Origin of the sequence: Azospirillum formosense, assembly GCF_040500525.1 — a bacterium.
GTDB lineage: Bacteria > Pseudomonadota > Alphaproteobacteria > Azospirillales > Azospirillaceae > Azospirillum > Azospirillum formosense_A.
Genome location: NZ_CP159402.1, coordinates 2,172,751 through 2,194,361, shown reverse-complemented (window position 1 = coordinate 2,194,361; position 21,611 = coordinate 2,172,751). Strand labels below are relative to the sequence as shown.

General features: G+C 69.5%; 18 protein-coding genes and 1 other RNA gene. 10 read left to right on the top strand and 9 right to left on the bottom strand.

Features of this window, described 5'->3' with window-relative positions; all coding sequences use genetic code 11:
• Window positions 1–38: 38 nt before the first annotated feature.
• From ABVN73_RS10465 to ABVN73_RS10450, 4 genes are all read right to left on the bottom strand, one after another.
• The gene (locus ABVN73_RS10465) at window positions 39–1,127 is read right to left on the bottom strand and encodes an ABC transporter permease (protein ID WP_343068884.1); all 1,089 of its coding nucleotides are present in this window, start codon (window positions 1,125–1,127) and stop codon (window positions 39–41) included.
• Between the two features lie 35 nt (window positions 1,128–1,162).
• On the bottom strand, window positions 1,163–2,272 hold the full coding sequence (locus ABVN73_RS10460; RefSeq protein WP_353857931.1) for a microcin C ABC transporter permease YejB: 1,110 nt from the start codon (window positions 2,270–2,272) through the stop codon (window positions 1,163–1,165).
• Between the two features lie 32 nt (window positions 2,273–2,304).
• Window positions 2,305–4,191: an extracellular solute-binding protein gene (locus tag ABVN73_RS10455; protein ID WP_353857930.1), complete on the bottom strand. Its 1,887-nt coding sequence runs from the start codon at window positions 4,189–4,191 to the stop codon at window positions 2,305–2,307.
• A 93-nt stretch (window positions 4,192–4,284) separates the two neighbouring features.
• On the bottom strand, window positions 4,285–6,123 hold the full coding sequence (locus ABVN73_RS10450) for an extracellular solute-binding protein (RefSeq protein ID WP_353857929.1): 1,839 nt from the start codon (window positions 6,121–6,123) through the stop codon (window positions 4,285–4,287).
• Window positions 6,124–6,313: 190 nt separating this feature from the next.
• Between ABVN73_RS10450 and aqpZ the strand changes: the two genes are divergently transcribed.
• Window positions 6,314–7,054: an aquaporin Z gene (gene aqpZ, locus ABVN73_RS10445; protein ID WP_353857928.1), complete on the top strand. Its 741-nt coding sequence runs from the start codon at window positions 6,314–6,316 to the stop codon at window positions 7,052–7,054.
• 286 nt (window positions 7,055–7,340) lie between these two features.
• On the opposite strand, the gene ABVN73_RS10440 is transcribed toward aqpZ, so the two are convergent.
• Together ABVN73_RS10440 and hisN are read right to left on the bottom strand one after the other, a co-directional pair.
• Window positions 7,341–7,874: a hypothetical protein gene (locus ABVN73_RS10440; RefSeq protein ID WP_353857927.1), complete on the bottom strand. Its 534-nt coding sequence runs from the start codon at window positions 7,872–7,874 to the stop codon at window positions 7,341–7,343.
• An 18-nt stretch (window positions 7,875–7,892) separates the two neighbouring features.
• On the bottom strand, window positions 7,893–8,675 hold the full coding sequence (gene hisN / locus ABVN73_RS10435) for a histidinol-phosphatase (protein WP_353857926.1): 783 nt from the start codon (window positions 8,673–8,675) through the stop codon (window positions 7,893–7,895).
• A gap of 158 nt (window positions 8,676–8,833) precedes the next feature.
• Between hisN and nudC the strand changes: the two genes are divergently transcribed.
• A complete protein-coding gene (nudC, locus tag ABVN73_RS10430) occupies window positions 8,834–9,763 on the top strand; it encodes an NAD(+) diphosphatase (RefSeq protein WP_353859479.1) in 930 nt (309 codons plus the stop codon).
• A gap of 270 nt (window positions 9,764–10,033) precedes the next feature.
• Window positions 10,034–11,524: a SulP family inorganic anion transporter gene (locus ABVN73_RS10425; RefSeq protein WP_353857925.1), complete on the top strand. Its 1,491-nt coding sequence runs from the start codon at window positions 10,034–10,036 to the stop codon at window positions 11,522–11,524.
• Between the two features lie 122 nt (window positions 11,525–11,646).
• Here ABVN73_RS10425 and ABVN73_RS10420 read toward each other — a convergent pair whose 3' ends face one another.
• A complete protein-coding gene (locus tag ABVN73_RS10420; RefSeq protein ID WP_035671375.1) occupies window positions 11,647–12,531 on the bottom strand; it encodes a prephenate dehydratase in 885 nt (294 codons plus the stop codon).
• Between the two features lie 32 nt (window positions 12,532–12,563).
• Window positions 12,564–13,352: a 3-deoxy-manno-octulosonate cytidylyltransferase gene (locus ABVN73_RS10415; RefSeq protein WP_353857924.1), complete on the bottom strand. Its 789-nt coding sequence runs from the start codon at window positions 13,350–13,352 to the stop codon at window positions 12,564–12,566.
• A 238-nt stretch (window positions 13,353–13,590) separates the two neighbouring features.
• On the opposite strand from ABVN73_RS10415, the gene ABVN73_RS10410 reads away from it, so the two are divergent.
• The 5 genes from ABVN73_RS10410 to recR all read left to right on the top strand — a co-directional run bounded on the left by ABVN73_RS10410 (window position 13,591) and on the right by recR (window position 17,296).
• Complete coding sequence (locus tag ABVN73_RS10410) at window positions 13,591–14,130, top strand: cytochrome c family protein (protein WP_137103483.1); 540 nt, start codon at window positions 13,591–13,593, stop codon at window positions 14,128–14,130.
• A gap of 135 nt (window positions 14,131–14,265) precedes the next feature.
• Window positions 14,266–14,363: signal recognition particle sRNA small type (ffs, locus tag ABVN73_RS10405), an RNA gene on the top strand.
• 99 nt (window positions 14,364–14,462) lie between these two features.
• Entirely contained in the window at window positions 14,463–16,313 is a 1,851-nt protein-coding gene (locus ABVN73_RS10400; protein ID WP_353857923.1) for a DNA polymerase III subunit gamma/tau, read from the top strand.
• A gap of 3 nt (window positions 16,314–16,316) precedes the next feature.
• Window positions 16,317–16,640, top strand: coding sequence for a YbaB/EbfC family nucleoid-associated protein (locus ABVN73_RS10395; protein ID WP_353857922.1), 324 nt, complete (start codon window positions 16,317–16,319; stop codon window positions 16,638–16,640).
• 62 nt (window positions 16,641–16,702) lie between these two features.
• The gene (gene recR / locus ABVN73_RS10390) at window positions 16,703–17,296 is read left to right on the top strand and encodes a recombination mediator RecR (RefSeq protein WP_094301833.1); all 594 of its coding nucleotides are present in this window, start codon (window positions 16,703–16,705) and stop codon (window positions 17,294–17,296) included.
• A gap of 166 nt (window positions 17,297–17,462) precedes the next feature.
• Here recR and ABVN73_RS10385 read toward each other — a convergent pair whose 3' ends face one another.
• Window positions 17,463–18,659, bottom strand: a complete 1,197-nt coding sequence (locus ABVN73_RS10385; protein WP_353857921.1) for a phosphoglycerate kinase — start codon at window positions 18,657–18,659, stop codon at window positions 17,463–17,465.
• Between the two features lie 150 nt (window positions 18,660–18,809).
• Between ABVN73_RS10385 and ABVN73_RS10380 the strand changes: the two genes are divergently transcribed.
• Both ABVN73_RS10380 and ABVN73_RS10375 read left to right on the top strand, forming a co-directional pair.
• A complete protein-coding gene (locus ABVN73_RS10380) occupies window positions 18,810–19,904 on the top strand; it encodes a class I SAM-dependent methyltransferase (RefSeq protein WP_353857920.1) in 1,095 nt (364 codons plus the stop codon).
• A 95-nt stretch (window positions 19,905–19,999) separates the two neighbouring features.
• Window positions 20,000–21,607 carry a CHAD domain-containing protein gene (locus tag ABVN73_RS10375; protein ID WP_353857919.1) on the top strand — a complete coding sequence of 536 codons (1,608 nt, stop codon included), beginning with the start codon at window positions 20,000–20,002 and terminating at the stop codon, window positions 21,605–21,607.
• The last annotated feature ends 4 nt before the right edge of the window (window positions 21,608–21,611 follow it).

The following is a 21,611-nucleotide window of genomic DNA, read 5'->3' as shown; positions in this document are numbered from 1 at the left end:
GCGGTTCCGCCTTCTTGGGCTGGTGGTCGTCGGGGACATCATTCCGCGGCCTTCTGCGCCACCGCGCCCGCCTCGTTGGCGGTTCCGGTGGCGGTGGAGAGCTGGCCGATGGTCTTGCGCGGGTCGAAGGCGTCGCGCACCGCCTCGCCGATGAAGATCAGCAGGCTCAGCATGATCGCCAGCACGAAGAAGGCGGTCAGGCCCAGCCAGGGCGCCTGGAGGTTGGCCTTGCCCTGGGCCAGCAGCTCGCCCAGCGAGGGGGAGCCGGGCGGCAGGCCGAAACCCAGGAAGTCGAGCGCCGTCAGGGTGGTGATGGAGCCGTTCAGGATGAAGGGCAGGAAGGTCAGCGTCGCCACCATGGCGTTGGGCAGCACATGGCGCACCATGATCGTCGCGTCGGTGGCGCCCAGCGCGCGGGCGGCGCGCACATAGTCGAAGTTGCGCGCCCGCAGGAACTCCGCCCGCACCACATGGACGAGCGAGGTCCAGGAGAACAGCAGCAGCAGCCCGAGCAGCCACCAGAAGTTCGGCGTCACCACGCTGGACAGGATGATGAGCAGGAACAGCGTGGGCAGGCCCTGCCAGATCTCGATGAAGCGCTGGAACAGCAGGTCGGTGATGCCGCCGAAGTAGCCCTGGACCGCCCCCGCCATGATGCCGACGACCGAGGAGAAGGCGGTCAGCACCAGCCCGAACAGCACGGAGATGCGGAAGCCGTAGATCAGCCGCGCCACCACGTCGCGCCCCTGGTCGTCGGTGCCCAGCCAGTTGTCGGCCGACGGCGGGGCCGGGGCGGGGACCGGCAGGTTGTAGTTGATGGTGCGGTAGCCGTAGGGGATCGGCGGCCAGACGATCCAGCCCTTCTCCTCGATCAGCTGGCGCACATAGGGGTCGCGGTAGTCGGTCTCCGTCTCGAACTCGCCGCCGAAGGTGGTCTCCGGGTAGGCGGTGAAGACGGGCCAGTAGAGCGCGTTGTCGTATTTGATGAGCAGCGGGCGGTCGTTCGCGATGAACTCCGCGCCCAGCGACAGGGTGAACAGCACCAGGAAGATCCAGAAGGACCAGAAGCCCCGCCGGTTCGCCCGGAAATTCGCCAGCCGCCGCCGGGTGAGCGGCGTGACGCGCAGGCCGAGGAAGCGGGGCTGGTTCGCGGCGCTCGCCATCACACCCTCCGCGCTTCGAAGTCGATGCGGGGATCGACGGCGACATAGGTCACGTCGCCGACGAGGTTCATGATGAGCCCCAGCAGCGTGAAGAAGTACAGCGTGCCGAACATCACCGGATAGTCGCGGTTGATCGCCGCCTCGAAGCCCAGCAGCCCCAGACCGTCCAGCGAGAAGATCACCTCGATCAGCAGGGCGCCGGTGAACAGGATGCCGATGAAGGCGCCCGGGAAGCCGGCGATGACGATCAGCATGGCATTGCGGAAAATGTGGCCGTAGAGCACCCGCCGCTCCGCCAGACCCTTGGCGCGGGCGGTGACGACGTACTGCTTGTTGATCTCCTCCAGGAAGGAGTTCTTGGTCAGCATGGTCAGGCCGGCGAAGCCGCCGATCACCATGGACAGCACCGGCAGCACCATGTGCCACAGGTAGTCGAGGACCTGTTGCCACCAGGGCAGGCTCGCCCAGTTGTCCGACACCAGCCCCCTCAGCGGGAACAGGTCGAAATAGCGCCCGCCGGCGAAGACGACGATCAGCAGCACGGCGAACAGGAAGCTGGGGATGGCGTAGCCGACGATGACCACGCCGGAGGTCCAGACGTCGAAGGGCTGGCCGTCGCGCACCGCCTTGGCGATGCCCAGCGGGATCGACACCAGATAGACGATCAGCGTCGTCCAGATGCCCAGCGAGATCGACACCGGCATCTTCTCGATCACCAGATCGACGACGCTGCGGTCGCGGAAGTAGCTCTTGCCGAAGTCGAACATCAGGTAGTTCGACATCATGTGGATGAAGCGCTCGTGCAGCGGCTTGTCGAAGCCGAACTCGCGTTCGAGCTGCTTGATGAACTCCGGGTCGAGCCCCTGGGCGCCGCGGTAGCGGCTGCCGGTGTCGCCGCCCTGGGCCTGCTGCGCCGCCGGGCCGCCGGTCTCGCCGCCGCCGGTGCCGCCGATGCGGGCGGTCGCCTCCACGGCGGTGCCCTGGACGCGGGCGATCATCTGCTCGATGGGACCGCCGGGGGCGATCTGAACGATCAGGAAATTGATGACCATGATCCCGAAAAGCGTCGGGATGATCAGCAGCAGACGGCGGATGATGTAGGCCAGCATCGCGCGGGTTCGCCTTTCTTAGTCCAACCGTCTCAGGGAGCCGCGCGGCGGGCCGTGTTGGCGAGCTTCGCGTTCTTCTCGGGATCGACCCACCAGGTGTCGGTGAAGGCCAAGCCGTATTTGGGCGCAACCGCCGGATGGGAGAAACGGTTCCAATAGGCAACGCGCCGCACGTCGTCGTGCCATTGCGGGATGACGTACCAGCCCCACAGCAGCACGCGGTCGAGCGCACGGGTCGCGGTGATCAGGCTCTCGCGGTCGGGGGCCTGGATGATCGTGTCGATCAGCGCGTCCACCACCGGGTCCTTGATGCCGGCCAGATTGCGGCTGCCCGGCTGGTCGGCGCGGGCCGACTGCCAGTAGTCGCGCTGCTCGTTGCCGGGCGAGGTCGATTGCAGGATGCGCTGGATGACCATGTCGAAGTCGTAGCGGTCGATCCGGTTCTGGTACTGGGCGGTGTCCACCACGCGGATGGCCGCCTCGATCCCGGCGCGCTCCAGGTTGCGGACGAAGGGCTGGACGATGCGGTCCATGTCCGGCTGCACCAGCAGGATCTCGAAGCGCATCGGCTCGCCGGTCTTCGCGTTCAGCAGCTTGTTGCCCTTCAGCTCCCACCCGGCCTCCTTGAGCAGGGACAGCGCCGTGCGCAGGTTCGGGCGGATGTTGCCGGACCCGTCGGTCTGCGGTGGCGCGAAGGGCTTGGTGAAGACCTCCTCCGGCACCTTGCCCCGAAACGGCTCCAGCAGTTTCAGCTCCTCCGGCGAGGGCAGGCCGGCGGAGGCCAGTTCGGAATTGGAGAAGAAGCTCTTGGTGCGCTGGAACAGCCCGTAGGACAGGTTCGCCCGTGTCCATTCGTAGTCGAACAGGTGATTCAGCGCCTCGCGCACCTTGCGGTCGGCGAAGACCGGGCGGCGGCTGTTGAAGACGAAGGCCTGCATGCCCTGCGGGTCCTGGTGCTTGATCTCCTCGCGGACGATGTGGCCGTCGCGGACCGCAGGCACGTCGTAGCCGGTCACCCAGTTCTTCGACGAATGCTCCACCCGGAAATCGATGGCTCCGGCCTTGAAGGCTTCGAACACCACGTCGAGGTCGCGGTAATAGTCGAAGCGGATGCGGTCGAAATTGTAGCGCCCCCGGTTGACCGGCAGGTCCTTGGCCCACCAGTCCGTCACCCGCTCGAAGACGAGGGAGCGGCCGGGCTGCACCTCGACGATCCGGTAGGGGCCGCTGCCGACGATGGGGTCCAGCGTCGTGCTGGCGAAGTCGCGCACCCCGTTGCCGTCACCCTCGAAGACGTGCTTGGGCAGCACCGGCAGCTGGCCCATGATGACCGGCAGCTCGGGGTTGCCGCCGTCGCGGAAGGTGAAAGTGACCGCGCGCTCGCCGGTCTTCTCCGCCTTAACGACGTCGGCGTAGTAGGTGCGGTAGAGCGGGTGGCCCTTGTCGCGCAGCGTCTCGAAGCTCCACACCACGTCGTCGGCGGTCACCGGGGCGCCGTCGTGGAAGCGCGCCTGCGGGCGCAGCGTGAAGCGCACCCAGCTCCGGTCCTCGGCGACCGTGATGGTCTCGGCCAGCAGCCCGTAGCGGGTCAGTATCTCGTCCCCGCTCTCCACCGTCAGCGTGTCGAAGGGCAGGCTGGCTCCGGCGGCGACCGACCCGCGCAGGATGAAGGGGTTCAGGCTGTCGAAGCCGCCGTAGGTCGCCAGCTTGATCTCGCCGCCCTTCGGGGCGTCGGGGTTGACGTAGTCGAAATGCTGGAAGTCCGGCCCGTATTTGGGCGTCCCATGGGCCGTGACGGCGTGCCCCCCGGTTGCCGGAGCGGCCTCCGGCTGGGTGGATTGGGCATGGGCCGTGGCGAAGGGCTCCGCCAGATACAGGCACATGACCGCGGCCAGGATCGCTTTACCGGTCTTCCTCATGCCCCTCTCGGTCCTTATTGTTTCCGGTAAGGTAGGGTCTCCCTTGTGTCACAATCAAGGCGGAGCCTCGGCTTTAAGGGGCTAGGCGGGCGATCAGGGTTTCACCCACCACGCCTCGGGGAAGCCGCTGTTGCGGAAGCCCAGATCGTATTTCGGCGTCGTCTCCGGAAAGCCGAGCGTCGTCCGATAGGCGATCCAGTTGTCCGGGTTGTACCAGTGCGGCACCATGTAGAAGCCCCACAGCAGCACGCGGTCGAGCGCGCGGGTCGCCGCTTGGACCGAGGCGAGATCCTTCGCCGCCAGCGCCTTTTCGATCATCGCGTCGGCCGCCGGTTCCTTGATGCCGGCGTAGTTGGCCGATCCCCGGACATCCGCGGCGGCGGAGCCGAAATAGCTGCGCAGCTCCGTCCCCGGCGGGGTGAAGAAGTTGAAGTTCGCCACCACCACGTCGAAGTCGAACTCGTCGGTGCGCGCCTGGAACTGGGCGGTGTCGACCACCCGCAGGACCGCGTCGATGCCCGCCTTGCGCAGCGCCTCCACATAGGGCTGGATCACGCGGGTCAGCGCGCCGGTGCCGTCGAGGAACTCGATGCTCAGCACCTCGCCGGTCTTCGCGCTGGTCATCCGGCCGTTCTTCAGCTCCCACCCGGCCTCGCGGAACAGGCGCATGGCCTCGCGCAGGTTGTTGCGGTTGTTGCCGCTGCCGTCCGTCTTCGGCGGCTCGAAGGGGGTGGTGAAGACGCGCTCCGGCAGCTGGGCGCGGAAGGGCTCCAGCAGGGCCAGCTCCTCCGGCGTCGGCGGCCCCTTGGCGCCGAAGTCGGAGTTGGGGAAGTTGGAGGTGGTGCGGAGATACTGGCCGTACAGGATGTTCTTCTGGATCCATTCGAAGTCGAACAGATAGCCCAGCGCCTCGCGCACCCGCGGGTCGGCGAACTTGGCGCGGCGGGTGTTCAGGCGGAAGCCCTGGGCGCCCAGCGGCAGGTCGCTCTTCACCTCCACGCGGTTCACCCGGCCGTCCTTGGCGGCGGGGAAATCGTAGCCGGTGGTCCAGCGCTGCGCCCGGTGCTCGGTGCGGAAGTCGTAGGCGCCGGCCTTGAAGGCCTCGAACATCACGTCGTCGTCGCGGTAGTAATCGACCTTGACCGTGTCGAAGTTGTAGAAGCCGCGCGCCGTGGGCAGGTCGCGGCCCCACCAGTCGGCCACCCGCTCGTAGGTGATGGAACGGCCGGGATCGACGGTCCTGATGCGGTAGGGGCCGCTGCCCAGCACCGGCTCCAGCGTCGTCTTGGAAATGTCGCGCCCGTTGGCGGTCCACCAATGCTCGGGCTGCGGGGCGATGCTGGTGGCGAAGTCGATGATCGGCTTCATCTCCCCGGTGGTCTTCAGGGTGATCTTCAGCTGGTGCTCGTCCAGCGCCTCCACCGTCGCCACGCGGTCGAGGAAGGATTTCAGGAAGGGGTTGCCGTGCGCCTGGATGGAATCCCAGGCGAAGACCACGTCGCCGGCGGTCACCGGCACGCCGTCGTGCCAGCGCGCCTCCTTGCGAAGGCGGAAGATGGCCCAGCTCCTGTCGTCGGGCAGCTCCACGCTTTCCGCCAGCGACCCGTAGGCGGCGTCCATCTCCCAGCCGGAGCCGGCCATCAGCGAGTCGGCGATCAGCCCCAGCGTGCGCGGGGTGACGCCGCGCAGGATGATCGGGTTCAGGCTGTCGAAGCTGCCCTGCGCGGCCAGGGTGATCTGTCCGCCCTTGGGGGCCTCGGGATTGGCGTGGGGGAAATGGGTGAAGCCCGGCTTGAACTCCGGCTCGCCGAACTGCTTCAGGGCGGGGACGGTGACCGTTTCCGCTTGGACCCCCTTCGCCTGGATCGGCGCCGCAAGCGCGAGGAGGGCCAAAACGGCGGTGGTCCGGGCGGCAGCGAGAACTCGGCGCATCGTCGGTCCTGATGTGGTTTGGCCTGATGGGGTCGGCCTGAGATGATAGGGCGGGTCAGCCCTAGCATGTACGCGCCTTGCCGCGCGTCAAGTCCGCGTACGCAACGGTATCTTACGCCCGTCCGCTGGCGCCGGCCCGTCCGGGGGCGCAAAAAAGGCGGAAATGCGGCAAGCCCGACGAGGTGGTGACATGTCGATGTTCCGGCGCACGAGCGCGGAGTTTCTCGGCACCTTCTGGCTGGTGTTCGGCGGCTGCGGCAGCGCCGTGCTGTCCGCCACCTTCCCGGAGGTCGGGATCGGGCTGACCGGCGTCTCCCTGGCCTTCGGGCTGACGGTGCTGACCATGGCCTATTCGGTCGGCCACATCTCCGGCTGCCACCTGAACCCGGCGGTGACGGTGGGGCTGTGGGCCGGCGGGCGCTTCCCGGCGAAGGACATCCTTCCCTACGTCATCGCGCAGGTGGTCGGCGCCTTCCTGGCGGCGATGGTGCTGTACGTCATCGCCACCGGCAAGGCCGACTGGTCGCTGGCCGCCAAGGGGCTGGCCGCCAACGGGTACGGGGAGCATTCGCCGGGCGCGTACAACCTCACCTCCGGCCTGCTGGCCGAGGTGGTTCTGACCTTCATGTTCCTGATCGTCATCCTGGGCTCCACCGACCGGCGGGCGCCCGCGGGCTTCGCGCCGCTGGCCATCGGTCTGGCGCTGACCCTGATCCACCTCATCAGCATCCCGGTCACCAACACCTCGGTGAACCCGGCGCGCAGCACGGGGCCGGCGCTGGTCGTCGGCGGCTGGGCGCTGCAGCAGCTCTGGGCCTTCTGGGTGGCGCCGCTGGTGGGCGGGCTGCTCGGCGGGCTGGCCTACCGCGCGCTGGCCGAGGAGATGCCGCCTAAACCGGCCATCACCGGCGAGGCCCGGCCATCCACCTGAGTTCTGGCCACCTGAGTTCTGGCCACCCGAGTCCTTCCTGACCCTTTCCCTTCGGGTCCCTCCCGACTCAGCGGACCGTGCCCCTCCGGCGCGGTCCGTTTTTTATGGGGATGGTCACCCCGGCCCGATGGAAGTCACGGCCTTGTCGCGGGAGGCTCGCGGGCGTCAACGGTTATTCTGGGCATCCGTTGACGCACAGGGAGTAGATCATGCGGCAGTTCGACCCCGATTCAAACCCGATGACCGACGAGGATTACGGGATCGTCCTCGGCCTGTTCATCGGCATCTACCTGGGGCTGCTAGCCGTCTCGCTGCTGCCCTGACCGGCGCGGGCCTTCTTCCAGTGGTCGGCCATGCGCTCCATGAGCTGACGGTAGCGGCGGTCGGACCGCATCATCCGGCGCACCGCCTTGCCGTTGCGCGGATCGGCCAGCATCCATTCCTCCGCGGCCATCTGGTGCTCCGGATGGATCGACAGCATGTAGATCGCCGCCTGCTCCGGCCCCGTCACGGCTTTCTCCTGCAACCCCTCCAGGATCGCCCCGACATAGAGCGGCAGGACGTTGCGGAAGTCCTCCGGCCCGGTGCCGTCCTGGCCGCCGTGGGCGGCGTCGTCCCCGGCGCCCATCAGGGCGCGGCGCTCCTCCGCCGGCAGGGCGAAGAAGGCGTCCAGCCCCAGCAGCAGGTCGCAGACCGTCTTCTTGCGGACCATCCAGTTCGCCCCGTCCGACACCCGGCCGGCCAGCGAGTGCAGGAAGGGGCGCAGCTTCTCCGGCGAGGTCTCGAAGACGGAGCGGGCGGGCGTGGCGATGGTTGCCATGGGCGTGGTCCTCCTGTCTCAGCCGGCGAGGGCGGCCAGCGTCTCGCGGTGGGTGCGGGCGTCTCCCGCGGCGACCACGCGCCCATTGGACTTGGCGTCGAGCGGCTGCCCGTCCCAGTCGGTCATCAGCCCGCCGGCCCCGGTCACCACCGGCACCAGCGCCGCGAAGTCGTAGAGCTTCAGCCCCGACTCGACGACGAGGTCGTAATAGCCCGCCGCCAGCAGGCCGTAGCTGTAGCAGTCACCGCCATAGACCGACACCTTGGCCGTCCCCGCCACCCGGCGGAAGGCGTCCTGGTCCGCTCCGGGGAACAGGTCGGGGGAGGTGGTGCCCAGGGTCGCCGCGGCCAGCCCCCCGGCGCAGTCGCGCACGCGGGCCGGCTGGCCGTTGAACAGGGTGGGGCGGCCCTCGACGCCCAGCCAGCGGTCGCGGACGATGGGCTGGTCGATGACGCCGAGCACCGGCCGCCCGCGGTGCAGCAGAGCGATCAGCGTGCCGAAGATCGGGCGGCCGGTGATGAAGGACTTGGTGCCGTCGATGGGATCGATCACCCACACCCACTCGGCGTCCAGGTTCTTGGTCCCGAACTCCTCGCCATAGATGCCGTCGTCGGGGCGCTCGGCCTCGATGATGGCGCGGATGGTCCGCTCCGCCTCGCGGTCGGCGATGGTGACGGGGGAGGCGTCGGCCTTGTCGTCCACCGCCACCGGCGTGCGGAAATACTGGCGGATGACCGGGCCGGAGGCGTCGGCCAGACGCTCCGCCAGGGTCACCAGGGGGGTGGGGCAGGGTTCGGTCATGGTCGCTCCGCCGGATCGCGCGTGGTTGGGACGAGGGCGGCATCCTAGTCGGCTGCTCTCCCGGCGCAAACCATCAATGCTGGGGGAGGGCAATGAAGGAGGAGGGTTGCGCGGGACGCCGCTTCCCCGACCCGCGGGCTTGTGGCAGCCTCTTCGCCATGCACGACCGCTCCTCCCCGCCCGACCGCCCGAATGCCTATGCCGGCATTCCGCTCGACCGCGCCGCCGTGCGCCGCAAGGACAAGGACTGGCTGAAAGACGCCTGGGCCTCACCGGACGCGCGCCTGCTGCCCGTGGCGAAATCCCGCAACTTCGTGACCGGCGACGCCGACTCGGCCCGCGCGGTCGCCGTGGCCTGCGGCGGCGACTGGGGGGTGGAACCGGTCTTCCTCGGCCTGCTGGACGGCGTTCCGCACTTCACCGTGGACCTGACCGGCCTGGAGGCGCCGGAGGAGCATCCGGCCCTGGCCGGACTCGGCCGCTTCGAGGACCTGCGCGCCGTCGGCCCGGTGATGGAGGCGACGGAGGCCGGGCTCTGCGCCTATGCCCGCGGCATCACCTGGTGGAACGCTCGGCACCGCTTCTGCGGCGTCTGCGGCTCCGTCGCGGCGGGTGCGGAGGGCGGGCACGTGCGCGTCTGCACCAACCCCGACTGCGCCACCCACCATTTCCCGCGCACCGACCCGGCGGTCATCATGCTGGTCCATGACGGGGCCGGGCGGGTCGTGCTGGGCCGCAACTCCCGCTTTCCGCCGGGCATGCATTCGGTGCTGGCCGGCTTCGTCGAGCCGGGCGAAAGCCTGGAGGACAGCGTGAGGCGCGAGGTGCTGGAGGAGGTTGGGTTGGAGGTGACGGACATCCGCTACCACTCGTCCCAGCCCTGGCCCTTCCCGTCCTCGCTGATGCTGGGCTTCAGCGCGCGGGCGGTGACGCTGGACATCCAGACGGACCTGGAGGAACTGGAGACGGCCCGCTGGTTCGACCGCGACTTCCTGCGGAGCTTCGCCCCCAGCGAGGACTTCCGCCTCGCCCGCCCCGACAGCATCGCCCGCCGCCTGATCGACGAGTGGATCGCCGAGGGGGAGTGAAGGCGATGCATCGCGTGCCCCCTCTCTGACCCTCCCCCGCTGCGCAGGGGAGGGGATAAAGCTCCCTGTGCGGCGCGGCGGGGGAGGGAGGAGGCAAGCCGGTTGCGCCCGTCCGCCCCGTTTGTTAGTGTTCTTGCATGCTGCATCGCAACACGCCGCCTTGATCCCCTGATCCTGCAAAGTCTACGCGGCTTTGAACGCCCCCGCCCTGTGCCGGCCGGGGCGCGGCTTCCGATGCCTTTCCCCGAACGGAATTCCCTGTAGGAACCGATGACTTTCGACGCGCAACGACTCCGCTCGGAGTGGTTGGGCAACGCGCGCGGCGACGTCCTGGCCGGACTCGTCGTGGCGCTCGCCCTCATCCCCGAAGCGATCGCCTTTTCCATCATCGCGGGCGTCGATCCGAAGGTCGGGCTTTACGCCTCCTTCTGCATCGCGGTGACCATCGCCATCGTCGGCGGGCGGCCCGGCATGATCTCCGCGGCGACCGGCGCGATGGCGCTGGTCATGGCGGATCTGGTGAAGGACCACGGGCTGGACTATCTGCTGGCGGCGACGCTGCTGACCGGCGTCATCCAGATCGCGCTCGGCGCGCTGCGGCTCGGGCGCTACATGCGCTTCGTGTCGCGGTCGGTGATGACCGGCTTCGTCAACGCGCTGGCCATCCTGATCTTCATGGCCCAGACGCCCGAGCTGATCGGCGTGACGTGGCAGACCTACGCGATGGTCGCCGCCGGTCTGGCCATCCTGGTCGGCTGGCCCCGCCTGACCAGGGCGGTGCCCGCCCCGCTGATCGCCATCGCCCTGCTGACCGCCGTGGCGGTGGCGACCGGCGCCGACGTGCGGACGGTGGGCGACATGGGCCAGCTTCCCACCGAGCTGCCCGGCTTCGCGCTGCCCGACGTGCCGCTGACGCTGGAGACGCTGTGGATCATCCTGCCGGTGTCCATCACGCTGAGCTTCGTCGGGCTGCTCGAATCGCTGCTGACCGCCGCCATCGTGGACGACCTGACCGACACCCGCAGCGACAAGAACCGCGAGGCGCGCGGCCAGGGCATCGCGAACATCGTCTCCGGCCTGTTCGGCGGCATGGCCGGCTGCGCCATGATTGGCCAGTCGGTCATCAACGTGACGTCGGGCGGGCGCGGGCGCCTGTCGGCCTTCGTCGCGGGCAGCGTTCTGCTGGTGCTGGTGGTGGCGCTCCAGGACTGGCTGGTGCGCATTCCCATGGCGGCCCTGGTCGCCGTGATGATCATGGTGTCGGTCAACACCTTCGACTGGGGCTCGCTGCGCCGCATCGCCACCGTGCCGGCGGGGTCCACGCTGGTCATGCTGGTGACGACCGGGACCATCGTGGCGACCCACGACCTGTCGAAGGGCGTCTTCGTCGGCGTTCTGCTGAGCGCGGTGCTGTTCGTCCGCAAGGTCGCCCGCCACGCCGGGGTGCGGGTCGAGGACAGCGCCGACGGGCGCCAGCGCACCTACCACGCCCATGGGCAGATCTTCTTCGGGTCGGCGGACCGCTTCGTCCGCTCCTTCGGGACGCTTCCGGCGGGGGTCGAACGGGTGCTGGTCGACCTGACGCACGCCCATTTCTGGGACCTGACCGCCGTCGCCGCCATCGACAAGGCGGTGGAGCGCCTGCGCCGAAGCGGTGCCGAGGTGCGGGTGGCCGGCATGAACGAGGCCAGCGCCACCCTGATCGACCGGTTGGGCCGCTTCGACAAGCCGGACGCCGCGGCGGCCGCTGCGGGGCACTGAGGGCCGGGGCGCTCTGCCCCCTCCCTAACCCTCGCCCGCTCTCGCAGGGGAGGGAATCAAGCTCCCTCTCCTGCGTCAGCGGGGTAGGGAAGGGTGGGGGCAGGCACGGCCCGCCCGGCCCCTCAATCCTCGCCGATGCGCTGGCTTTCCTGGTAGCGGAAGGGGTTGGCGGGGTAGACGCCCAGGATCTTCACCTCGCCGGCGCGGGCGAAGAAGGCCAGCTCCTCCAGCGCCAGACGCAGGGAGCGCTCCTCCGGATGGCCCTCCACGTCGGCGTAGAACTGGGTCTGGGTGAAGTGCCCGCCGACCATGTAGCTTTCCAGCTTCGTCATGTTGATGCCGTTGGTGGCGAAGCCGCCCAGCGCCTTGTAGAGGGCCGCCGGCACGCTGCGCACGCGGAAGACGAAGGTGGTGATGATCTTGGCCCCGGTCCCCTCGGCGGGCAGCGGCGGGGTCTTCGGCTCGCGCGACAGGATCAGGAAGCGGGTGGTGTTGTGCTCCGCGTCCTCGATGCCGCCCTTCAGGATGTCCAGACCGTAGATGTCCGCGGCCAGCGACGACGCGATGGCGGCGTGCTGCGGGTCGCCCAGCTTGGCGATCTCGGCGGCGGCGCCCGCGGTGTCGGCGTGGGAGATCGCCGTCAGCCCCAGCTCCCGCGTCATGTTGCGGCATTGGGACAGCGCCTGGATGTGGCTGCGCACCGTCTTCAGCCCGGCCAGCGTCGCGCCCTTCGGGGCGAGGAGCTGGTGGTTCACCCGCTGGAAATGCTCGCCGATGATGTGCAGGCCGCCTTCGGGCAGCAGATGGTGGTTGTCGGCCACGCGCCCGGCGATGGAGTTCTCCACCGGGATCATGGCGAGCGCCGCGCGCCCCTCGCGCACGGCGGCGAAGGCGTCCTCGAACGTGGCGCAGGGCAGCGTCGTCATCTCCGGAAAGACCGTCCGGCAGGACAGGTCCGAGTAGGCGCCGGGCAGGCCCTGGAAGGCGATCACGTTCGAGGTCGTCATCGGAAGGTCTTCTTTTAAAGGGGCATCGTCTTTTAAAGGGACGCGCGCTTGGCGAGGATCGCGCGGGCGCGCTCCAGGTCGGCGGGAGTATCGACCCCGAGCGGAACCGCGTCAACGACGGCGGCGTCGATGCGCATCCCGAAGGCCAGCGCGCGGAGCTGCTCCAGCCGCTCCCGCTGCTCCAGCGCCGAGGGCGGCAGCCGGACGTAGCGCTCCAGCGCGGCGCGGCGGTAGGCGTACAGCCCGATATGGTGGAACAGCGGGCCGTCGCCCCACGGGGCGGTGGCGCGGCTGAAATAGAGGGCGCGGCCCCGCCGGGCGCCGGGCGGCAGCTCCAGGATGGCCTTGACCACGTTGGGGTCGGTGCGCTCCTCCTCCCGCGTGATTTCCACCACCAGCGTGGCGATGTCCACCTGCGGGTCGGACAGCGGGGCGAAGGCGGCGCGCACCACCGCCGGTTCGATGGTCGGCAGGTCGCCCTGCACGTTCACCACCGCGTCGTATTTCCCCTCCGGGTCGAGCAGGCTGACCGCCTCGAAGATGCGGTCGGAGCCCGAGGGATGGTCGGGCCGGGTCAGCACGGCGGTGCCGCCCGCCGCCTCCACCGCCGCGGCGATCTCCGGCTCGGCGCAGGCGACCACCACCGGGCCGATCTCCGCCTCCATGGCGCGGCGCCACACCTGCACGATCATCGGCGCCCCGCCGATGTCGGCCAGCGGCTTCCCCGGCAGGCGGGTGGAGGCCATGCGGGCGGGAATCACGACGATTGGATTTGAGGGCGGCGGGTTCGCCGTGCTCTGGATATCTGCGTTGGCGTTCATGGTGGAACGGCCCCCTGTCGCGTCGGAAAGGTGGGGCGGGTGAACCATGGATCGCCCTTTGCGTCAAGCGGCGTCACTCCAATATTCAACTGGCCAACAGTCGGGGAACCGATATTCCTGTGGCAAGGGAGGGGGCCGAAGCGGTGACAAGCCGCCGCGGCCACGCTATCGTGCGGCGGAGAACCAGCCAGCCCTGGCGACGGGCCCGCGGCACGACAAAAAAGGGGAACAAGACGTTATGAGCATGGAGTGGAACAAGATTTTCGGCGCCGTGCTGCTGGCGGGTCTGATCGCCATGCTGGCCGGCTTCGCCGCGGAAGTTCTGGTGCACCCGAAAACGCCTGAGAAGCCCGGCTATGTGGTGGCCATGCCGGAGGGCGCCGCTCCGGCCCCCAGCGGTGGCGCCGCCCCGTCCGGCCCCGCCGAGATCGCCCCGCTGCTCGCCAAGGCCGACGCCGCCGCCGGGCAGTCCGCGGCCAAGGCCTGTGCCGCCTGCCACAGCTTCGACAAGGGCGGCCCGAACAAGGTCGGCCCGAACCTGTACGGCATCGTCGGCGCCCCGCACGGCCATCTGGACGGCTTCGCCTATTCCGACGCCATCAAGGGCAAGGCCGGCCCCTGGAACTACGACGAGCTGAACCATTTCCTCTACGACCCGAAGGCCTACGCGCCGGGCACCAAGATGACCTTCGCCGGCGTGAAGAAGGACCAGGAGCGGGCGAACATCATCGCCTATCTGCGCTCCCTGTCCGACAGCCCGGCGCCGCTGCCGCAGTAACCTCCGGCGGTCCCATCCGGGAAACCGGCAAAAGCCCCGCGTTCCGCCGGACGCGGGGCTTTTTCGTTCCGCCTCAAACGGAAAGCCCGCAGTTTGGCCTTGCATGGGGCGGCGTGATCGCCGATATAAGGCGCGGGAGGCTGGCGACGGACGAGTCCCTCGCCAACCCGGTCAGGTCCGGAAGGAAGCAGCCGTAACGAGTTTCGGCTCGGGTCGTTCGTCCAGCCTCCCACCCTTCCCCATAAAGTCCTGCAGCGAATTGAAACGGCGACAGCCCCGTGCCGTGACGCTATTCTGCGCTCCGTCGTGAAGCCGATTACCGGGCCAGCCGCGTGACCGATACCACCGTTGCCGATATGTCCTCTTCCGTTTCCGGAACGTCCGGAGGCCTCGCCTACCGGGTGCTGGCGCGGAAGTACCGTCCGAAGAGCTTCGCCGAGCTGATCGGGCAGGACGCGCTCGTCCGCACCCTGACCAACGCCATCAATTCGGGCCGCATCGCCCAGGCCTTCATGCTGACCGGCGTGCGCGGGGTGGGCAAGACGACCACCGCCCGCATCATCGCCCGCGCGCTGAACTGCACCGGGCCGGACGGCACCGGCGGGCCGACGGTGACGCCCTGCGGCGTCTGCGACAACTGCCGCGCCATCGCCGAGGACCGCCACGTCGACGTGATGGAGATGGACGCGGCCAGCCACACCGGCGTGGACGACATCCGCGAGATCATCGACGGCGTGCGCTACGCCCCGGTCTCGGCGCGCTACAAGCTCTACATCATCGACGAGGTCCACATGCTCTCCAAGAGCGCGTTCAACGCGCTTTTGAAGACGCTGGAGGAGCCGCCGGCCCATGTGAAGTTCGTCTTCGCCACCACCGAGATCCGCAAGGTGCCGGTGACGGTGCTCTCGCGCTGCCAGCGCTTCGACCTGCGGCGCGTCGACGCCCAGGTGCTGAAGGAGCATTTCACCCGCGTCACCGGGCTGGAGGGGGCGGGAATCGAGCCGGACGCCGCGGCGCTGATCGCGCGGGCCGCCGACGGGTCGGTGCGCGACGGACTGTCGCTGCTCGACCAGGCCATCGCGCTGGCCGCCGGCACCGTGACCGCGCAGCAGGTCCGCGACATGCTGGGGCTGGCCGACCGCAGCAAGGTGATCGACCTGTTCGAGGCCGCCGTCTCGGCCAAGCCGGCGGAGGCGATGGACCTGCTGTCCGACCTGCACCGCGTCGGCGCCGATCCGGTGGTGATCCTCCAGGACCTTCTCGATCTCGTGCACAATCTGACGCGGCTGAAGGTCGTGCCGGACAGCGCCAACGACCCCGGCCTGCCCGAGGCGGAGCGCACCCGCGGCGCCGCCTTGTCGGCGAAGCTCGGCATGCCGGCGCTCACCCGCGCGTGGCAACTCCTGCTGAAGGGGCTGGGCGAGGTGCAGGCGGCCCCGGTGCCGCAGCAGGCGCTGGAGATGGTCATCGTGCGGCTGTCCTACGCCGCCGATCTGCCGACCCCCGGCGACCTGATCCGCCAGTTCCAGAACGCGCAGAATGGCGGCGGACAGGGCGGACAGGGCGGTGGCGGTTCCGCGCCGCGCGGTCCCGGCGGCGGGCCGGTGGCGGTGGGCGGCTCCGCCGTGCGCGCCGTCGCTCACCAAGCGCAGCCGAGCCAGCAGCCTGTGCAAACCGTCGCCGTCGCGGTGGCGGACGAGGAGCGCGTGGCGATGCCGCGCGACTTCCGCACGCTGGTCCAGGTCTTCGCGGAGAAGCGCGAGGGCGCGCTCTACGGCCATCTGACCGGCAGCGTCCATCTGGTGCGCATGGAGCCGGGGCGGCTGGAGCTGCGTCTGACGACCCTGGCCCCGGCGACCCTGCCGAATCGCGTCGGCCAGCTGTTGACGGAATGGACCGGCCAGCGCTGGGTCGTCATCGTCTCGGACGCGCCGGGCGAGCCGACGCTGATCCAGCAAGAGCAGGCCGCGCAGAAGCGCGCGTTGGAGGAGGCGGAGGCGCATCCGGTGGTGCGCGCCGTTCTGGACGCCTTTCCCGGCGCCAAGATCACCGATGTCCGCGACCTCAAGGCGGCGGTCGAGGCCGAGCCCCAGGTTGCGGATGACGGGGAGAATCCCGACCTTATGGTCATGCAGCAGGACGACGGGGTCTATTACCCGCTCGACGATGAAGGAGATTTCTGACCCATGAAGAACCTCGGCCAGATGATGAAGCAGGCCCAGCAGATGCAGGCCAAGATGCAGGAGATGCAGGCCCGCCTGGGCGAGGTCGAGATGACCGGCCAGTCGGGCGCCGGCATGGTCAACGTGACGGTGAACGGCAAGGGCGAGATGAAGAAGATCAAGCTCGACAAGTCGATCGTCGATCCGGAGGACATCGAGGTCCTGGAGGACCTGATCATCGCCGCCTTCAACGACGCCAAGGCCAAGGTGGAGCAGCACGTCGCCAACGAGACCCAGAGCCTGATGGGCGGGATGAAGCTGCCGCCGGGCATGAAGCTGCCGTTCTGAGTTGTCATGGCCGGGCCGCCGCAGTCGCGGTCCGGCCACCCTTTAAAAAAACGAAGCCGTGAATGATCGGACCTGAAATCGAGCGCCTGATCCAGCTCCTGTCCAAGCTGCCGGGGCTGGGGCCGCGGTCGGCGCGGCGGGCGGCGCTGCACCTGATGAAGCGCCGCGACAGCCTGCTGGTGCCGCTGTCCGAATCCATGGCGCTCGCCGCGGAGGCCATCCGCAACTGCTCGGTCTGCGGCAACCTCGACAGCCGCGACCCCTGCTCCGTCTGCTCCGACCACAGCCGCGACCGCTCGACCATCTGCGTGGTGGAGGACGCCGGCGACCTCTGGGCTTTGGAGCGCACGCGCGCCTTCCGCGGCACCTACCATGTGCTGGGCGGCACGCTGTCGGCCCTGCAGGGGGTGGGGCCGGACGATCTGAACATCCCGTCCCTGGTGGAGCGCGCGAAGGACCCGGCGGTGACCGAGGTCATCCTGGCGCTGAACGCCACCGTGGACGGCCAGACCACCGCCCATGTGGTGACCGACCGCCTGTCCGGCAGCGGGGTCTCCGTGTCCCGTCTGGCCCATGGCGTTCCGGTGGGCGGGGAGCTGGACTATCTGGACGACGGGACTCTGACCGCGGCGCTGAAGGCGCGGCGGCCTTTGTAATGTGTTTGGGAGGGTGGGTCTTGCCCCCACCCTAACCCTCCCCCGCTAAAGCAGGGGAGGGGACTAAGATTCCCTTTCCCGCGCAGCGGGGAGGGAAGGGGCCCGCGGCGCAAGCCGTGGGAAGGGTGGGGGCCCGCCTCGACCGCCCACCCATTCCCCCAAACCCTTACTTCTTCTTCAGCGCGGCCACGCCCGGCAGTTCCTTGCCTTCCAGCCACTCCAGGAAGGCGCCGCCGGCGGCGGAGATGTAGGTGAACTTCTCCTCGACGCCGGCATGGGCCAGCGCCGCCACGGTGTCGCCGCCGCCGGCCACCGACAGCAGGCCGCCTTCCGACGTGCGCTCGGCGACGAGGCCGGCGACGGCGTTGGTGCCGCCGTCGAAGGGCTGGATCTCGAAGGCCCCCAGCGGACCGTTCCACACCACCGTCTTGGCACCCTGGAGCTTCAGGCCCAGGAACTCGACCGTCTTGGGGCCGACGTCCAGCGCCATCTCGTCGGCGCCGATGCCGTCCGCCGGGACGGCGCGGTTGGCCGCACCGGCCTTGAACTCCTTGGCGACGATGAAGTCCTTGGGCAGCAGCAGCTCGCAGTTGGCGGCCTTGGCGGTCTCCATGATGGCGCGGGCCTGATCGGCCATGTCCTTCTCGCAGAGCGAGGCCCCGACATCCACGCCCTGGGCGAAGAGGAAGGTGTTGGCCATGCCGCCGCCCAGCGCCAGCATGTCGACCTTCTTCACGAGGTTGCCGAGCAGGTCCAGCTTGGTGGAGATCTTGGCGCCGCCGACGACGGCGGCCACCGGACGCTCCGGCTTCTCCAGCGCCTTGGTCAGCGCCTCAAGCTCGGCCTGCATCAGGCGGCCGGCGGCGGCCGGCAGATACCGGGCGACGCCCTCGGTCGAGGCGTGGGCGCGGTGCGCGGCGGAGAAGGCGTCGTTGACGTAGAGGTCGCCGAGAGCGGCGATCTGCTTGGCGAAGGCCGGGTCGTTCTTTTCCTCTTCCGCGTGGAAGCGGGTGTTCTCCAGCAGCACGATGGCGCCCGGCTGGACGCCGTCGATGGCGGCCTTGGCCTTGTCGCCGACGCAATCCTCGCCGAAGGCGACGGTCTGGCCGACGGCGGCGCTCAGCGCGTCCAGCACGTTGCGCAGCGAGTTCTTGGCGTCCGGACCGTTCTTCGGGCGGCCGAAGTGCGACAGAACCACGACCTTCGCACCCTTCTTCGCCAGCTCGGTCAGAGTCGGCGCCAGACGGTCGATGCGGGTCGTGTCGGAGACCTTGCCGTCCTGCATCGGGACGTTGAGGTCGGCACGCACCAGCACCGTCTTGCCGTTCACGTCGAGGTCGTCGATGGTGTTGAACTCGGTCATGGCTGCTGTTTCCCACGGGTTGAACTTTTGCCGGGCAATCCAGCACAGGGGCGGCCGCTTTGCAACGGCCCGCGTGGGCGACCGGTTGCCCCATGCGGCGAATGGACCGGGCTCTGGGCGGGCGGGACCGCCGATCCCATTTCTATTCCCATGAACAGCATCACCCCGCCGTCCTCCGCCCGGCCGCTACCCCGGCTGGCCCCCCGGCTGGCTTACGCGGCCAGCCAGTCCGCCCGCGTCGCCTGGTTCCTCGGCCAGTACATGATGGCCGCGCGGATCGGCCGGCGGATCACCGGACCGCCGCGGACCACCCCGCCCGGCGGGCGTCCGGTGCCCGGCACCCGCGCGATCCTGGAGGAGCTGCGCGCCCTGCTGGCCCGCGACCTCGCCAACATCGAGGCGGGCTGCTACCGCCTGCCGCACGACCTGATGCCCGACCCACGCCGGCTGCTGACCGACGCCGCCGCCTTCTTGCGCGACGTGCCGGAGGTGTCGCGACGCCGCCGCGACCACGCGGCGGTGGAGGTGCGCGCCAACCCGCCGCCCGGCAGCGGAGGGCTGCCCGCCTACTACCGGCAGAACTTCCATTACCAGACCGGCGGCTACCTGACGGAGGAGAGCGCCCGCCTCTACGACCATCAGGTGGAGGTGCTGTTCGGCGGCGGCGCCGACGCCATGCGCCGGCAGGTCCTGGTGCCGATCTTCGACCATTTGAAAACGCGGCGCGGCGCGGATTGCCGCCTGCTCGACGTGGCCGCCGGGACGGGGCGCTTCCTGACCTTCGTGAAGGACAACCACCCGCGCCTGCCGGTGACCGCGCTCGACCTCTCCCCGGCCTATCTGCGCGAGGCGCGGCGCAACCTCGCGCCCTGGGCGCGCAGCAGCGCGCTGGTCCAGGCGGCGGCCGAGGCGATCCCGCTGGCCACCGGGTCGCAGGACATCGTGACCTGCATCTACCTGTTCCACGAACTGCCGCCGAAGATCCGCGCCCAGGCCGCGGCCGAGATGGCCCGCGTGCTGAAGCCCGGCGGCATCCTGGTCTTCATGGACAGCGTGCAGTACGGCGACAACCCGATGATGGACGGGCTGATCGACCGCTTCCCGCAGTCCTTCCACGAGCCCTTCTACGCCCATTACGCCCGCGACGACCTGCCCGCCCTGTTCGCCGCCGCCGGGCTGCGCCTGCGCGAGACGTCGCTCGCCTACATGTCCAAGCTCCTGGTGCTGGAAAAGGCGGACCCCTGATTGCGGGGGCTGCAACAAAAGCGTCATGGTTCTGTAACTTGACCGTGGCTGGGGCCTGTGCAAAACGGGAACCCACCGGAAACGACGGGGCACGAATGGTGGTCGAAGCGGAGTCCAACCGGGAAACCGAGCTGAAGCTGGCCGTCAGGGCCGAAGACATGGCGAAGCTCCGGTCCTGCCCGGCGGTCGCATCCCGTGCCAAGGGCAAAGCCGGCACCAAGACCCTGGAAAGCACCTATTACGACACCGCCGACCGGCGTCTGGCCGGGCGGCTGGTGACGTTGCGCGTGCGCAAGGTCGGCAACCAGCATCTCCAGACCGTCAAGGGCGCGCCGGAGCGCGGCGAGCTTGGCCGGGCGGAGTGGGAGCATCCGGTCGCCGGACCGGCCCCCGACCTGTCGGCCATCGAATCGCCGGAGGCGCTGGACCTGCTGGGCTCGGTCGGAGCGGCGGAGCTGCAGCCGCTCTTCACCACCCTCATCCAGCGCACCGTGCGCGTGGTGACGATGGGCGAGGGCGAGGAGGCCAGCCGCATCGAGGTCGCCTTCGACAGCGGCGAGATCCGCGGCCCCGACGGTGCCTCCATCCCCGTGTCGGAGGTGGAGCTGGAGCTTCTCGAGGGCTCCGCCGCCGCCCTCTACGAACTGGCGCTGGAACTGGCCCAGGCCGCCCCGCTGCGGCTCGACCCGCGCACCAAGGCGGAGCGCGGCTACGCGCTCGCCGACGGGACGGTGGACAGGGTGGTGAAGGCGGGCAGGCTGGAGCTTGACGCCGACACCACGGTGGAAGGCGCGCTGGCCCGCATCCTGCGCTCCTGCATCGGCCATATGCTGGCGAACGAGGCCGTCACCCTGGTCGGCGAGGACGCGGAGGGCGTCCACCAGATGCGCGTGGCGCTGCGCCGCCTGCGCTCGGCGCTCGCCCTGTTCAAGCATTTCATCCCCGCCGACTCCTACGCCTGGCTGGTCGGCGAGGTGAAGTGGCTGGGCGGCAGCCTCGGCCCGGCGCGCGACTGGGACGTCTTCCTGGCCGAGCTGCTGGAGCCGGTGAAGGACTCCTTCCACCGCGCCGACGGCCACGGCAAGCCGCTCCAGGAGGACATCGACGCCCTCGCCGCCGCGGCGCGCGCGCGGCGCGACCGCGCCTACGAAGGGGTGCGCGAGGCCATCCGGTCCGAGCGCTACACCACCTTCCTGCTGAAGTTCGGCGCCTGGGTCGAGTCGCGGGGCTGGCGCGACCAGCCGGTCAGCGAGCATTCCGCCCGGCTGTTCGACCCGGTGGAGGATCTGGCCGACCATCTGCTGTCGCGCCGCGCCAAGAAGGCCCGCCGCGCCGGCCACGGCTTCGCCGGCCTCTCGGTGACCGAGCGGCACGAGCTGCGCATCGCCCTGAAGAAGCTGCGCTACGCGGCGGAGTTCTTCCGCAGCCTCTACGACGACAAGCCGGCCCGCCGCTACATCCAGGATCTGTCGGCGTTCCAGGACGCGCTGGGCCACCTGAACGACGTGGCGACGGCGACCCGCCTGCTGCACGAGCTGCACGACGACGGCAGCCGCTCCGAACCGGGCGAGCCGCGCGCCGCCGGCATCGTCATCGGCTGGCACGCCCGCGGCGTGGCGGAATCCGAACCGGCGCTGCGCGACCTGTGGAAGGAGTTCGCCGACGCGAAAGCCTTCTGGTCAAAGCCCGACCGGGAGGGGTAATCTT

Coding starts and splice junctions, on each gene's coding strand:
- recR (WP_094301833.1), top strand. CDS start 16,703: ATGATCGGACCTGAAATCGAGCGCCTGATCCAGCTCCTGTCCAAGCTG.
- ABVN73_RS10395 (WP_353857922.1), top strand. CDS start 16,317: ATGAAGAACCTCGGCCAGATGATGAAGCAGGCCCAGCAGATGCAGGCC.
- ABVN73_RS10375 (WP_353857919.1), top strand. CDS start 20,000: ATGGTGGTCGAAGCGGAGTCCAACCGGGAAACCGAGCTGAAGCTGGCC.
- ABVN73_RS10450 (WP_353857929.1), bottom strand. CDS start 6,123: ATGCGCCGAGTTCTCGCTGCCGCCCGGACCACCGCCGTTTTGGCCCTC.
- ABVN73_RS10410 (WP_137103483.1), top strand. CDS start 13,591: ATGAGCATGGAGTGGAACAAGATTTTCGGCGCCGTGCTGCTGGCGGGT.
- ABVN73_RS10420 (WP_035671375.1), bottom strand. CDS start 12,531: ATGACGACCTCGAACGTGATCGCCTTCCAGGGCCTGCCCGGCGCCTAC.
- ABVN73_RS10455 (WP_353857930.1), bottom strand. CDS start 4,191: ATGAGGAAGACCGGTAAAGCGATCCTGGCCGCGGTCATGTGCCTGTAT.
- ABVN73_RS10460 (WP_353857931.1), bottom strand. CDS start 2,272: ATGCTGGCCTACATCATCCGCCGTCTGCTGCTGATCATCCCGACGCTT.
- ABVN73_RS10385 (WP_353857921.1), bottom strand. CDS start 18,659: ATGACCGAGTTCAACACCATCGACGACCTCGACGTGAACGGCAAGACG.
- ABVN73_RS10440 (WP_353857927.1), bottom strand. CDS start 7,874: ATGGCAACCATCGCCACGCCCGCCCGCTCCGTCTTCGAGACCTCGCCG.
- ABVN73_RS10380 (WP_353857920.1), top strand. CDS start 18,810: ATGAACAGCATCACCCCGCCGTCCTCCGCCCGGCCGCTACCCCGGCTG.
- ABVN73_RS10415 (WP_353857924.1), bottom strand. CDS start 13,352: ATGAACGCCAACGCAGATATCCAGAGCACGGCGAACCCGCCGCCCTCA.
- aqpZ (WP_353857928.1), top strand. CDS start 6,314: ATGTCGATGTTCCGGCGCACGAGCGCGGAGTTTCTCGGCACCTTCTGG.
- hisN (WP_353857926.1), bottom strand. CDS start 8,675: ATGACCGAACCCTGCCCCACCCCCCTGGTGACCCTGGCGGAGCGTCTG.
- nudC (WP_353859479.1), top strand. CDS start 8,834: ATGCACGACCGCTCCTCCCCGCCCGACCGCCCGAATGCCTATGCCGGC.
- ABVN73_RS10425 (WP_353857925.1), top strand. CDS start 10,034: ATGACTTTCGACGCGCAACGACTCCGCTCGGAGTGGTTGGGCAACGCG.